Below are 14,518 nucleotides of genomic sequence, written 5' to 3' on the forward strand. Positions count from 1 at the left end.
TCGCAGCATTATTGCGACTAGATGATTCGTATCACTCAGTTATGGATTAATAGGTTGGGTATTAATTACAGCATCGATACTCTTTGGCTTTAAGCAATCAACTTCGGCATTCGATTGGTGGTATAGAGTTTTTACTATAATATATAACTGGATGGTTAATTGTCATATTAAGTTTTACTAACGCAGATAAATCAAGTGGACAAATAATTGAGGTGCGAGCTTATGGTTTGTGTACACCCTGAGTGGACTCCTGCTCTGAAGTCAAGGTCTAATTTTAGCCCACAAGAATTAAGACTAATATGATGGAAAAAATACATATCGGATGTGTGATAGGAACAAGACCTGAACTAATCAAAATGGCTCCGGTTATTTTTAGGCTAGAACAGTGTCCTTGGGTTAAATTGAGTGTAATAAATACAGCTCAGCACCGAAATTTGCTGGATGACTTATTAACATTTTTCCGTATTATTCCCAATGTTGATTTGAACAGTATGACAGTAAATCAGACCTTAGGAACTTTAACGGGAAATTTGTGCAGTAAATTTGAATTATTAGTAGAGACAACAACATTTGATGTTTTGTTAGCTGCCGGTGATACCACGACTGTTTTTGTTTCCTCACTGATAGCATTTTATCATCATATAAAATTTGGCCATATCGAAGCTGGGTTAAGATCTTATAATTCAGGGGAACCTTTTCCCGAGGAAATGAATAGAGTTCTAACGGCTCCATTATCTACGTGGCATTTTGCACCGACTCTTGCAGAAAAAGAAAATTTGCTACGTGAAAATATACCAGCATCTAAAATAATTGTCACAGGTAACCCTGTTATTGACACCCTGTATTGGACACTTGAAAATACCGTTGATCGAGGGGATTTTGACGAGCTTAATAATATAGTGATGGTAACTGCTCATCGCAGGGAAAATTTTGGCCAGCCGTTAATAAATATTTGTTCAGCTATTGTAAATCTTTCTCAAAAGTTTGATGTAAATTTCGTCTTTCCTGTTCATCCAAATCCAAAAGTTCAAGAGGTAACCGTCTCATTATTGAAAGACAGACCTAGGATCCATTTGCTTCCCCCACTTCGTTATGATGAATTTGTTCACTTAATGAGCCGTTCAATTTTTATTCTTACAGATTCCGGCGGAATACAGGAAGAAGGCCCCGCTCTTGGAAAACCAATCCTTGTTTTGAGAAACACGACTGAGCGGCCTGCTATCATAAATGAAGGAGTAGGCTTATTAGTCGGTACTGAAGAGCAAAATATTATTGATGCTGTTACAAGGTTGCTAGATCATAAAGACCTTTACCATTCCATGGTGAAAAATACTTCTCCTTATGGAGATGGGTACGCGAGCGAAAGAATTGTTGAGTTTTTACAACAAACATTACTTTCGCAATCGCTTGAGTATCAACGGCTTGAGTCTAACAGCACAAATTGTAAGTTAAAGGATTGAAATCGCAGTATAATATTTTCGATAAGAAATTCATTAGTAGGATCTTCAATTCCTATTTTTATTATTTTTTTTTGAGGCTCAAAGGAAATGACAAAAGCATTTTGTTCAATTAACCATTTATAATCTTTGCTAGAAAAATCCTCTGGTTTAGGTGGTATCTGAGATTTGGGAAACAATTCCAAATTGTATTGCTTGGCTAAGACATCAGTTAAGAATTTTTCATCTATGTAATGTAATTTCTCTAAAACCCTACCTAACCTTTCACCTGTTTTTCTTTGCTCCAATATTGCCTTTTCTAATTGCTCTGCTGAAATGAAATTATTTTGTAATAATAAATCACCTAATCTACGGCGATAGGAAATCAAAATATGGCTACCGGGATATTGGTGCTCAGTTTTATCCCAGCCAGGTTGTTTTGAGGGTGTTTTTGAATCTCCTAAAGTAGAAAAATAAACCCTATAAGCCCTTAAGATAGCATGCAGATTTAGAAGGTTTCCATAAGGAGTCCTGGGGATTGACAGAATGGCAGGTATAACGCCATAAACCCTATATACAGCAATAAAACGCTGCAGCATACGTTGTAACATGAGAAATGTAACCGCGATTATAAGTCCCCAGACCCAAGGATGTAGATTAAGTTGTTCCTGCAAAGATGGATACTCTGGTTTTGAGTAAGTAAACAGGCCATATATGAGCCAGAATATTAAAACAAAATAACCAAATCCATTAATAAAATGGGCAATGAAGGATTTTCTATCATGAGCCAAAGTGTATTTAACTTTCCATGACTTTGGCCATTTGGAATGAAGCCATTCCTGGAAAACTATCCCAATAATCCATCGAGCTTTTTGCCGCACAGCTTTTTTGTACTCCATAGGAAACAGGGCTCTTGTTGCTATGTACTCTTTGGTTTTCTTAAGTACATATCGCTTGCGTATTAAGCCTCGACGCTGCCATTTCATTCGAATGATAGTTTGAGTAACAAAAATCTGCTTAAGCCCTTCCAGCCTAATAGCAAGCGAGGTATGATAATCCTCAGTTAATGAGTCTGTTGAAAAGGGTTGGTGTGTTGTTGGATTTTCTATAGCCTTTAGCGCACTTCTGGAAAATGCTGTCCCTACCCCTGCGGATGGCACATGCCCTCGAATTGCCTCCCGTACGATAATGTCCTTGGTGTGTATTTCTGAGAATTCATCGGCATATAACCAGTGAGTAAAATTCCAATGATTCACCTCCAGAGGAAATACCGGGATTTGAATCATGTCTTTTCGAGGAATTAGAAAATTATAGAGCTTAAATGAAAGCGGATGAATCACATCCTCTGAATCATGGAAAACAAAAATATCAAATTGCATTCCCTGCTTCTCTTCAAACTGTTTCACGTAAGTATAAATGCCATTTAGATTTGCGGCTTTATTGGTGGGGCCTGAATGTTCGCCTATTACACAATGCACGTTGCTTATCAATGCTTCTACATCTCGTACTTCTGCTACAGTCTGTGGGTCATTTGGATATACCCCAACAAATAAAACATACTTTGTGTATTCGATTGAATAACAATTATGTTTCAGCATTGTGCCAATAACGCCGGCTTCATGCCAGCAAGGAATAAGCACAGCAATGTATTTTTCGTCTATAGAGACTAGTTTTTCATAAGTTAAAGGTTTAAACGAACGCGATTGCCATTTTCTTATTAAATATCGTATCCAATAGTAAAAATCGAAAAAGAGGTCATCAACCCCTGAGGCAATAAAAAGTAAAGCCAAAAAGATTAGAAAATACCACATGACTAAAAATACAACGATAACGTAGGTGGATTCCATTTATACCTTCACATAAAATAATAATTGCGCAAGTTTATTTGTGTAATATTTCCCATAAGGGTTAACAGAGCCGCCGGCTGGCAAATAGACCCCTTTAATGTATTCAAACCTTAATTCCAATCTAAAACGGTTTGATGGGATAATTCCAATCCCGGGACCTACTTCTGCAATATTATTGAAGAATTCCCGCCGAGAATCTTCAATAATGCGCGCCGAGGCGTATACGTTGATCATTGTGCTCTTGTATTGCGCCAAATGAATCCCTTGATGCGTCCTGAAAGTACCAATCACATTATTGTCATACCTTGAAAAATAAGTAATGTCTCCGTATAAACTACTATAATAATCAGGACTAATTCTAAGCGTGGGATAGTAGGCCGGTCTCACCCCAAACTCATTATAGTACATAAGCCCACCCCTCAAATCACCACGCCATCGTTCTCTATTACGGAACACCAAGTCATATGCTTCCCCTCCTTCCGCCCAAATGACAAGTGGAAAATTGTTAAATGGATAAGTTAGTGCTCCGACACCAAGAATCCGCACATTGTCTTCATAAATTTGTGGAATTTGTCCTGAATTAGTCGATTTATTATCATCAGTTTGTCTAAAAACCAGGTAAGTTTTTGTTTGCCAACTGTCATTTAATTCGACTCCAAATCGACTTATAAATGGCCTTACGGTAAGGCCAAATCTACTCTGTGTAAAAGGAGTAAAAAATATCTCCCCAAAATAAGGGGAAGGTAAGAATTTGGTTTGTAATCCTGCTAGGTTAGTTAAAGCGTTTTGCGCTTTAAGCTCCTGTTCTTTATCAGGGTTTAAGGTGGCTAGCTTAAAATATTGGTAAGCAAGATACTTATTTGAACTCTGATCATATAAATAGCCAAGTTGCAGGGCAATGTCAGGTTCGCTTGTAAGATGATAAACCCTTGTGAAATATTCAATGGCCTCCGTTGAGTGATGTAGTTCAAGTGCCAAGTACCCACCTTCTTTAAGAGCCAAAATATTTAATGGGTACTCTAAAATAATTTGTTTAATTAGTTTCCAGGCAAGGGCTTTATCTTTCTTTTTAAGAGAATAGAACCTATCTAGTAAAATTTTGTCTCGGGTTGCAAATTTAAACTGATTGCCAAATTTATCTTTTAATTGTTGAGGATAGGTTTCACTGGATTGGGCTAAAATAGAATAGTCTAATCCTCTGAGTGCTGCTAACTTAGTTTCTTTGATATTAGATTGTGATGCGATTAAAAAATAATGCGCAGCATTGGCTTTATCGCCAAGCTGCATATATAAGTATGCGATTTGTAAAGCGCTTTGATCCGTAGGCTTGTCCTGAAAAGCTTGTAAAAAAAACTGTAATGCTTTTTTCGAATGATTTCTTCTCAGCTCTAAAAATCCCATTTCTTGATTCAAAATAGGATTTTTAAAATCCAATGTATACAGTAAGGGTAATAATATATCAGCTCGCTCAGGCTGCTCGTTTTTTAAAGTATAAAACCAACTTAGAAAAATTTGGTTTATGTTTGGAGCGTTCTCATGCCCAGTTATAGCGGCTGTTGAGTTAGTCTTATAATTAGAGATAAAGGAATTCATCCGGTCTAACATGAGCAAGGACTGATGTTTTATCGTATAGTTTTCGCTTTGCTGGGTTAATGGATTAAAAATGGAATACGCTTTCTCCCATTGGCCTATCTCATAATATACATTTGCTAGCCGGAATAACTGCTTTTCATTGGGTTCAAGTTGCGCAATAGTTTGTAAAAGAGGTAAAGCACTTTTAAAATTTTTCTCCCGAAGATACAAATTGGTTAATTCTTTCAATGCAGCAATATTTTGTTTTTCTTGACTTAAAATGATAAGAAGAGTTCTTTTTGCTGCGGCTTTATCAGTTTTATTTAACAGATAATATTTTTCCATAAGGGCTTTTGTATCACGTTGCAAATTTTTTGCTTGTTTAATTGCAACGTACACAAAAACTATCGAGATTGTTATAAAAATAAAGACAACAAATAAAATTTTGTTTCTAAACATCCAAGCTTCCTGCCATTAATTTCTTAATTATTTATGAAAGCTATTGAAAGTCAATGGATTTATAAAATACCTATTACCAAAAGCCAAGCCTCAGGATAAAACAGGGTGACTTTACTTCGCGCGACGGAGCACTGGATTATCTCACTCAACAGTAAGCAAGCAACCCGTTTTAGATAGGTCAAATGTACTTCATCTATTTCAACTCCTCAATAAAATACTTTAAACTCATTATTGCAAATGTCCGGAATAATTTTGTACCATGCAGAATGAGCGAAACATAGATTATACGTATAATTACAAACAACCTGACGAATACCGCTTCAGTCTGGATTCCATCCATCTTGCAAAATTTGTTGCAACACAAATTAAATCAGACAGATCTTTCATCATTAAAAGTACTGGATCTCTGTGCAGGATGCGGGGTTATTGGCTTTGAACTGTCATGGCATCTTCAAGGAATAAGACAAATTGACTTTATTGAGGTCCAGGATATTTATACAGAGTACTTTTTTCAAAATGTAGCTCACATTAATCGACCTGAACTCCAATGTAACTGGCATCTTTTGAATACTTAAAGAGCACTGGACTGCTAAATTTGATTTAATCATCAGCAACCCACCCTATTTTCTGCCTGGCAACGGAATACTTTCTCCATCTCAATTTAAAAACCGCTGCAGATTTTATCTGGATAGCTTTTCACAGCTATATTCGAGCGATTGTGAATGCGCTTACAAACAAAGGAAAAGCTTATTTTTATTACGCTCATTAAAACATCATGGCCTGGATTTATTTTTAGATATACTAAAAATCTTAAAGGGAACAGCAATCACAGTTCAAAAAATCTCTTGTATTCGAGGGACGGATATAATTTTATTGCAAAAATGAACATTCTAATGATCTTTCCAAAGTCTCACTGATAAAACCTTCCTGCTCTATTTATTATGACAATCTTTAACCAGTTAATGCATTTGTATAGTACGGCACTTGCCCTTCATAGACATATACTTCAGATAAATCACTAAAAAATGCAAACTTTCCTTGGAAACCCGGGTGATGTCCTTTGGTATTAGGATGTATTTGCTTGTTAAATCGTTCAACCTATCTTCTCTTGTTGTCTGGTGACAGTTTCATATAGTGTATGTATTATTTGACTGAAGCGAATGAGCATTTAAGCACACTGAACATGTATTGTTGATAATTGTGAGGTATGTTCCCTTAGCATAGGAATAACTGATCTCCTTTTTCATTTATATATTCAAAAATCCCTTAGTAATGATGAAGAGTATTTATAGGTTTTAACTACATAATATTTAATCATATTTCAGCAACAGAAAATCCCACTTTATCAACGAAAAAAAATTACTAACATCTTTGGTATAGAGCTTTCTTAGCGCTGTATTGCTCTTTTTATCCAAGTAGTACACTGAGAGGACCACTATTACCATGTAATAAGCTCTTTATTAAAGTATATCCCCATCGGCAAGCCTGATAGGAAGAATGATGGACTATAAAGGATTTCCAAATGGTACATGACATGAAGTCGAGGTAATAAAAACGCATTCAGAATCCTTCTATATCTATTTCCACAGACTTAAATTCGTTATTAGTTTACTGGCCTATACGCTCCAAGCCCTTAGCTCAGGTTTGGATTTTAAATCTAGTGAGTAATCACATTATTGCTTCAGTATTGGGCAAAAAAGAATAACCGCATTAGCCTAGGGATTAGAATGATAGCAACTATCCCAATTGTTTACTGAAAGAGCTTATCATAAAAGAAATTAACGCAACACTTTGTTATAGAAAGGAAAACGGGTTGTTGAAAAAACCGGCAGATTTATTGTAAAACACAGTAAGACTATGTATATCCCTATTTATGGCCTACATAGATAATTGATATTTCCATCTTGAAATTCGGCAGTTGGTTGATAGCTTGGCTGATAGCCCTCAGGATACTTTTCCCCAGATGGGGTTTGTTGGCAGTAGATGAGGTCGTCATTTTCTGATTTTTTATCCATGCAAGATATAAGTTGTTCTTCAAACTGATCGATCTCTTCCTGGATAGAAGGCATTTGCCAGAGCACTGTCAATGCGGATAACCAAAACTTATAATGAAAACGATTATATTTTAAAGTGGCCCATGCCCCTGTTAATCCTGAAAGTCGCTGTTGCGTGAATTCTTTATACAAATCTTCCTTTCCACCCGCTGCCTGATAAATCATTTGCGTAAAATCCATGCATGAAAAAGAGAACAAAGAATAAGAAATTTCCCCTTTTTCAATTTGCGAGTAAATGGCTCGGATTTGTTTTAAGGCATTAATAGCTTCTTCGTCGGATATGTATTTTTTGAAAAATTTACCGTTGTAATATTTTGTTGTTTTATAATCATCCCTGAGAGTTCCTATAATTGGCCCATAAATGCTATTTTTATCAAAGTAAAAATGACCATTATCACAATTGCGACATAACAATTCGGTAAAAAAGTGATTGCTCGAGCCATAGATGGTGAGCGAATTGTTTAAAACAAATTCATTGGGATTTAAGCACAATCCATTATGCGTCAAATTTTGAAACTGATAAGAGTGGCCACAAACAGATTTAGCCCAAACCATGGGAGCAATTAAGTATATTAAGTACGCACTCCCAAACAAATACCAAGCACTTATGTACTTTCTATAATGTTTAAATACATGGAGGCTAGTCCAATGGCAAAAGTAGGACCAATTTTCAGACCAGGTTGCTTGGCTTGGGTTTGGTGCTAAATAGAAATCAAACAGTGCGTTTAATTTTTTGAAATGAGCTGATTCCTGAACCAAATTACAAAAGAATAAATTTCTTTTTTTATAACGACTGGGATGAGGTATAGAATGTATGTCTTTTTGAAACTTCTGCAACGTATAAATGAAATCAAGTTCATCACGACTGATATCTAAAAATTCCTTAAAAACCCGTATCATGTTTTCATCAATTGGTGAATACAAATACAGCATTACAAATTTTAACATCAATGATTTGTTGATTAACTTTTTCATTAGAGCGTTTTTGAATGGAGCGGTTTTAAAGGAAATGGATGATTATTTTGACAAATCCACTCACTGGGTGCAACAAAAGACCCTCCCTGCTTGCATTTCACAAGTCATGATAGAACATAAGACCTTTTAAGGCCGATACGTCAGCAACAGTAATAAAAAGCAAACACGAGGGTACTTTGTATTTGCATTAGTGGATCAATTATTTGATGAATATTAAAATTCCAAAATACTGCTTTAAAATAATATTATGTCTAGTGAGCCAATCATAGAATATACTTATAATTATCAACAACCTGATGAATACCACTTCAGTTTAGATTCGGTTCATCTTGCAAAATTTGTTGCGACACAATTTAAATCATCCCTGGATCTTTCATCGTTAAAAGTACTGGATCTCTGTGCCGGGTGTGGAGTCATTGGATTTGAGCTCTCCTGGCATCTTCGCGAATTAAGGCATATTGATTTTATTGAGATTCAAAATGTTTATACGGAACACTTTTTTCAGAATTTAGCTAATATTAATCGACCCGAACTCCAATGTCGTTGGCATCTTTTAAATTATGATGAATTACATAAAACGGAATGGACGGGCAAATTTGATTTAATCATCAGCAATCCCCCCTATTTTCTACCAGACCATGGGACGCTTTCCCCATCTCAATTTAAAAATCGTTGTAGGTTTTTTTTGGATAGCTCTTTTAAGAGTTATATTCTAGCTATAGTAAATACCCTTACAAACAAAGGAAAAGCTTATTTCTTATTGCGATCATTAAAACATCATGGTCTGGATTTATTTTTAGAAACTCAAGAAATTCTACAGGGAACGTCAATCACAGTTCAAAAAATCTCTCGTATTCGAGGGACGGATATTATCTTATTAGAAAAATAATAGATTCTAATGAATCTTTCCCAAGGGTCATTGGAATATCCTTACTTGCAAATTGCCAAACGCTTTACGACGAGACAGAACATGGAAACTCTGCTCCACTAATTGTTGAAAGCCGCTCTTATTATTTTTGGAAAGCATGGGTCTTCTTTGTAGTATTCCCCATGCTTCATCAGCGCTGTATTGCTCTTTTTATCCAAGGTAGTACACTGAGATGACCACTATTACCATGTAATAAGCTCTTTATTAAAGTATATCCCCATCGGCAAGCCTGATAGGAAGAATGATGGCCTATAAAGGATTTCCAAATGGTACATGACATGAAGTCGAAATGGTTATTAGGTTTAGCTGTAATTACTGTAATTATCCTGTTATTCCTGTTCTGGCAATACTTCCAACCTAAAGATATGGGTAGTGATTTCGCCAGTGGCAATGGACGAATTGAAGCGATTGAAGTTGATATCGACACTAAAATTGCTGGCAGAATTAAAAATATCTTGGTCGATGAAGGTGATTTTGTAAAGGCAGGCCAGATACTTGCTGTTATGGATACAGACTCTCTTGAAGCCCAGCTTCGAGAAGCAAAAGCCAGATACAAAGAAGCTCAAAGTAATGTCGTCAGTGCCAAATTTCAGGTTAACCAAAGGAAAAATGAAAAAGAAGTTGCTCTGGCTACAGTGGCTCAGCGCGAGGCTGAATTAAATTTAGCACGAAATCGCTTATCTCGAGTTGAAAAATTGGTGGCCAAAGAAGCGGCCTCAGTTGATAGCCTGGATGAGACGCGCGCCCTTTTCTTTAGTGCGCAAGCGGGATTAAAAGCTGCCAATGCTCAGGTTGCAGAAAAAGATGCCTTAATTGCAAATGCAAATGCGCAGGTTATGGCGGCTGAATTATCTGTTGAGGCGGCGGATGCCACCATAGAGCGTCTGAAGGTTGAAATCAAAGACAGTACTTTGATTGCACCATTAGATGGACGCATTCAATTTCGGGTTGCCCAACCAGGTGAGGTGCTTTCATCTGGGGGGAAAGTATTAAATATGGTGGATCTCACCAATGTATATATGGTCTTTTTTTTACCAACAGAACAGGCTGGAAGGGTTCAGATTGGGGCCCCTGTCCATCTTGTATTGGATGCTATTCCTCAATACGTAATACCGGCAAAAGTGACTTTTGTCGCAGACGTAGCCCAATTTACACCCAAAACAGTTGAAACAGCGAGTGAACGACAAAAATTGATGTTCCGTGTTAAAGCTCGAATTTCTCCTAAACTGTTAAAAAAGCACATCCATGCGGTAAAAACTGGTTTGCCAGGCATGGCCTATGTCCAGTTGAATCCAAAAAGTGAATGGCCTGCCAACCTAAAAGTGAATGTACCAAATGATTGAAGAGCCTTCACTTATTGGTCTGGTGGATAATGTTAGCTTCTGGTTTGGCAAGATTCAGGTACTCAAACAAATTAATCTCAAACTCCCTGCCGGTTGTATGATGGGTTTTATTGGTCCGGATGGAGTTGGGAAATCCACCTTGCTGTCCTTAATTGCAGGAGCGCGTGGAATTCAACAAGGAGGTGTAAGGATCTTAGACGGCGATATGAAAAGCGCCAGGCACCGTAATGCGGTATGTACGCGTATTGCCTATATGCCCCAGGGGTTAGGAAAAAATCTCTATCCCTCCCTTTCAATCTTTGAAAATGTCGATTTCTTTGGGCGTTTATTTGGACATGGCCGAATGGAACGCGAACAGTCCATTGTCCAATTATTGGCTATTACAGGGCTTTTACCCTTCAAGGATCGCGTTGTAAGCAAATTATCTGGCGGAATGAAACAAAAACTTGGCTTATGCTGTGCTCTGATTCACTCACCTGATTTGCTTATTCTGGATGAACCTACCACAGGTGTTGATCCGCTATCCCGGCGCCAATTCTGGGAATTAATCAGTGCGATACGTAGGAATAAACCCAGGATGACTGTCCTCGTGGCCACTGCTTATATGGACGAAGCAGCAGAATTTGATTGGTTGGTCGCGATGAATGATGGAGGAATTTTAGCTACAGGCACATATGAGAGCTTGCTTTCTCAAACCCATACATCCTCCCTGGAGGATGCATTCATTTCTTTATTAACCAAAGAACAGCAGAAACAACATCAAAGAGTAGTTATGCGCCCACGAGTGCAACAGGAACACTCTGAAGTTGCTATAGAAGCAAACCATTTGACTAAGAAATTTGGCAACTTTACTGCGGTCGACTCAGTCAATTTTCGGATTGAGTGCGGAGAAATTTTTGGGTTTTTGGGATCAAATGGTTGCGGTAAAACGACGGTGATGAAGATGCTGACAGGGCTTTTACCAATCAGTGACGGGCAAGTTTGGCTTTTTGGTAAAACCGTTGATGCGAATGACTTAACAATACGTCGTCAAATTGGTTACATGTCGCAATCCTTCTCACTCTATACAGAATTAACCGTTTCTCAAAATTTGTTATTGCATGCGCATTTGTTTCATTTACCTAAAGAAGATCTAAACACTTGCATTAATCAATTGGTGAAGCGGTTTTATTTAACTGAGGTAATCTATGAATTTCCGAGCGCTCTACCTTTAGGGTACAAACAAAGACTTTCTTTAGCTGTAGCGGTGCTTCATAAGCCGAAAATTTTAATCTTGGACGAGCCAACTTCAGGTGTAGATCCCTTAGCCCGTGATTTATTTTGGCAATTAATGCTTGATTTGTCGCGAAACGATCGGGTTACGATTTTTATTTCCACTCATTTTATGAATGAAGCGGAACGTTGTGATCGAATATCTTTAATGCATGCAGGCAAGGTATTAGTCAGTGATAAGCCAAGCCATTTAATTGAAATGAAAAAAACCAAAACTCTCGAGGAGGCATTTATCCGTTATCTTGAGGAAGCACAAAATGAAACTTCGAAAACACAGACTTCCTCATCAATAGATAATGCTAGAGAAAACTCTTTTTCGGTGGAACAAGCTCAAAGCAAGGCAGCATTTGATGCAAGGCGAATGTACAGTTACTGCAGACGAGAAACGCTTGAACTGATTCGTGAACCCATAAGGGCAGTGATGGCCTTTTTAGGCAGCGTCATCTTAATGCTTATTATGAGTTATGGCATTAATCTGGATGTTGAGAATCTTTCTTTTGCAGTATGGGATCGAGATCAAAGCACTTTAAGTCAGAATTATGTGCTTAATATCGCCGGTTCACGCTATTTTAGTGAGTACCCACCCATTCAGAATTACGAACAATTAGACAGAAGAATGCGCTCCGGCCAATTGAATCTGACCCTTGAAATTCCAAATGGCTTTGCGAGAGATATAAAGCGTGGCCGAACAGTGGAGATTGGAGCTTGGATTGAAGGAGTTATGCCTCAACGCGCAGAAACAGCAGAAAATTATATTTTGGGATTACATCAGCATTGGTTGGTCGCAAATATCCATGAATTGCAGCAAGTCAATTTGCTGGATTATTTCAATATAGAGACAAGATTCCGTTACAACCCAGACGTTAAGAGCTTACCGGCTATGGTTCCGGCAATAATCCCCCTCCTCCTGATGCTGATCCCTGCCATCCTGACTGCACTAGCTGTGGTGCGCGAGAAAGAACTGGGTTCCATTATCAATTTATATGTTACCCCAGTTACCCGCATTGAATTTTTATTCGGGAAGTTACTACCCTATATTGGCTTGGCCATGGTCAATTTTCTATCTCTGGTCACGCTATCCATATTCTTTTTTAAAGTACCAGTCACCGGAAGTTTTTTGACCTTGTTCATTGCGGCATTTCTTTATGTGGTAATAGCTACCTCCATGGGTTTTTTGATCTCCACCTTCATGCACAGCCAGATTGCCGCGATTTTTGGTACAGCAATTTTAACCATTCTTCCTGCCACTCAATTTTCAGGAATGCTTGAACCTGTATCATCATTGGAAGGCATAGGTGCAATAATTGGGAGGATATACCCTGTTACTCATTTTCTTGATATATCCCGTGGAGTTTTTTCCAAAGGTCTTGGATTTAGTGATCTATACAGACCTTTTTTTTCCTTGTTGTTTACGGTTCCGATTTTACTAGGCCTTTGCTTAGTGTTCATAAAAAAGCAGGAGTAGTTCATGGCGATTAGTAATATAGCTTATCTCGTAACTAAGGAATTACGTGGAATGCTCCGTGATCCCATCATGCTGGCATTAATTATTTTTGCATTTACAGTTTCTGTTTATGCTGCCGCAACGGCTATGCCTGAGACGCTGAATAATACGCCTATCGCTGTAGTTGATGAAGATCAATCCCCTTTATCGCAAAGAATTGCAGATGCTTTTTATCCTCCCCAATTTACTCGTCCTGTTCCCATCAAGTTAACGGAAATTGATTCAGCCATGAACTCTGGAACTTATACGTTCACCCTGGACATACCACCCGATTTTCAAAGAGATTTGTTAGCAGGACGTAAACCATCCATTCAGTTAAATGTTGATGCAACCCGTATGAGTCAAGCATTCATTGGTTCAGGTTATATTCAAACCATTATTAGTGGGGAAATCATTGAATTTTTAAAACATTATCGTGAAGTTGCTGTACCAGCCGTGGATCTGATAATGAGGGTTCGCTTCAATCCCACCTTGAGCAAAACCTGGTTTGGCGCAGTTATGGAAATTATCAACAACATAACCATGTTGTCCATTGTCCTTACTGGGGCAGCGCTTCTTCGCGAACGGGAACATGGCACTATAGAACATTTATTGGTGATGCCTATTACCCCTTTCGAAATTATGACCAGTAAAATTTGTGCAATGGGTTTAGTGGTTTTAGTGGTGAGTACCTTTTCACTGATTGTTATAGTACGTCATCTATTGGCGATTCCAATTGAGGGCTCCATCTTTTTATTTCTTTTAGGGAGCACCATGAATCTATTTGCAACAACGTCTATGGGTATTTTTATGGGAACCATAGCACGCTCGATGCCCCAATTTGGATTGCTGTTGATCCTGGTTATTCTACCTTTGGAGATGCTTTCAGGAGGCATGACTCCTAGGGAAAATATGCCTGAGCTGGTACGTACAATTATGCTTGCTGCTCCAATTACCCATTTTGTCATGCTCGCTCAATCCGTTTTATTTCGCGGAGCAGGTTTGGATATTATATGGCCGCAACTGGCAGCACTAGCCCTTATTGGTTCTATTTTTTTCTACAGCACTTTACTCTATTTTCGCAAAGCAATTAGCCTGCTATAAGAGCTCTCTCGTGTACACTCAAAGTGCGCGGATAATTCGTTGCAA

General features: G+C 37.9%; 8 protein-coding genes and 1 pseudogene. 6 read left to right on the forward strand and 3 right to left on the reverse strand.

Translation table 11 applies throughout. The features are described 5' to 3' along the window. Window positions 1-299: 299 nt before the first annotated feature. On the forward strand, window positions 300-1,460 hold the full coding sequence (wecB, locus tag EL203_RS06700) for a non-hydrolyzing UDP-N-acetylglucosamine 2-epimerase (RefSeq protein WP_064108401.1): 1,161 nt from the start codon (window positions 300-302) through the stop codon (window positions 1,458-1,460). On the opposite strand, the gene EL203_RS06705 is transcribed toward wecB, so the two are convergent. Both EL203_RS06705 and EL203_RS06710 read right to left on the reverse strand, forming a co-directional pair. Continuing rightward, window positions 1,415-3,283 carry a glycosyl transferase family protein gene (locus EL203_RS06705; RefSeq protein ID WP_058471044.1) on the reverse strand — a complete coding sequence of 623 codons (1,869 nt, stop codon included), beginning with the start codon at window positions 3,281-3,283 and terminating at the stop codon, window positions 1,415-1,417. The two genes, wecB and EL203_RS06705, sit on opposite strands and share 46 nt — an antisense overlap. After that, on the reverse strand, window positions 3,284-5,314 hold the full coding sequence (locus EL203_RS06710) for a tetratricopeptide repeat protein (protein WP_058471043.1): 2,031 nt from the start codon (window positions 5,312-5,314) through the stop codon (window positions 3,284-3,286). 259 nt (window positions 5,315-5,573) lie between these two features. On the opposite strand from EL203_RS06710, the pseudogene EL203_RS14735 reads away from it, so the two are divergent. Continuing rightward, a pseudogene (locus EL203_RS14735) lies at window positions 5,574-6,199 on the forward strand (methyltransferase). 986 nt (window positions 6,200-7,185) lie between these two features. Here EL203_RS14735 and EL203_RS06720 read toward each other — a convergent pair. Then, window positions 7,186-8,343, reverse strand: coding sequence for a hypothetical protein (locus EL203_RS06720; protein ID WP_126320104.1), 1,158 nt, complete (start codon window positions 8,341-8,343; stop codon window positions 7,186-7,188). A 247-nt stretch (window positions 8,344-8,590) separates the two neighbouring features. Between EL203_RS06720 and EL203_RS06725 the strand changes: the two genes are divergently transcribed. From EL203_RS06725 to EL203_RS06740, 4 genes are all read left to right on the forward strand, one after another. Further along, window positions 8,591-9,232 carry a methyltransferase gene (locus EL203_RS06725; RefSeq protein WP_082647117.1) on the forward strand — a complete coding sequence of 214 codons (642 nt, stop codon included), beginning with the start codon at window positions 8,591-8,593 and terminating at the stop codon, window positions 9,230-9,232. Between the two features lie 317 nt (window positions 9,233-9,549). Further along, complete coding sequence (locus tag EL203_RS06730) at window positions 9,550-10,614, forward strand: HlyD family secretion protein (protein ID WP_232004044.1); 1,065 nt, start codon at window positions 9,550-9,552, stop codon at window positions 10,612-10,614. Further along, entirely contained in the window at window positions 10,607-13,351 is a 2,745-nt protein-coding gene (rbbA, locus tag EL203_RS06735; protein WP_122224932.1) for a ribosome-associated ATPase/putative transporter RbbA, read from the forward strand. The genes EL203_RS06730 and rbbA overlap by 8 nt, the downstream gene beginning before the upstream one ends. Window positions 13,352-13,354: 3 nt before the next feature. Then, complete coding sequence (locus EL203_RS06740) at window positions 13,355-14,473, forward strand: ABC transporter permease (protein WP_058471040.1); 1,119 nt, start codon at window positions 13,355-13,357, stop codon at window positions 14,471-14,473. Window positions 14,474-14,518: the final 45 nt, after the last annotated feature.

Origin of the sequence: Legionella jordanis (genome assembly GCF_900637635.1) — a bacterium.
GTDB classification, from domain to species: Bacteria; Pseudomonadota; Gammaproteobacteria; order Legionellales; family Legionellaceae; genus Tatlockia; species Tatlockia jordanis.

What these genes read in the sequence shown, in the direction of transcription:
- wecB (WP_064108401.1), top strand. Translation starts at nt 300, where the DNA reads ATGATGGAAAAAATACATATCGGATGTGTGATAGGAACAAGACCTGAA.
- EL203_RS06705 (WP_058471044.1), bottom strand. Translation starts at nt 3,283, where the DNA reads ATGGAATCCACCTACGTTATCGTTGTATTTTTAGTCATGTGGTATTTT.
- EL203_RS06710 (WP_058471043.1), bottom strand. Translation starts at nt 5,314, where the DNA reads ATGTTTAGAAACAAAATTTTATTTGTTGTCTTTATTTTTATAACAATC.
- EL203_RS06720 (WP_126320104.1), bottom strand. Translation starts at nt 8,343, where the DNA reads ATGAAAAAGTTAATCAACAAATCATTGATGTTAAAATTTGTAATGCTG.
- EL203_RS06725 (WP_082647117.1), top strand. Translation starts at nt 8,591, where the DNA reads ATGTCTAGTGAGCCAATCATAGAATATACTTATAATTATCAACAACCT.
- EL203_RS06730 (WP_232004044.1), top strand. Translation starts at nt 9,550, where the DNA reads ATGAAGTCGAAATGGTTATTAGGTTTAGCTGTAATTACTGTAATTATC.
- rbbA (WP_122224932.1), top strand. Translation starts at nt 10,607, where the DNA reads ATGATTGAAGAGCCTTCACTTATTGGTCTGGTGGATAATGTTAGCTTC.
- EL203_RS06740 (WP_058471040.1), top strand. Translation starts at nt 13,355, where the DNA reads ATGGCGATTAGTAATATAGCTTATCTCGTAACTAAGGAATTACGTGGA.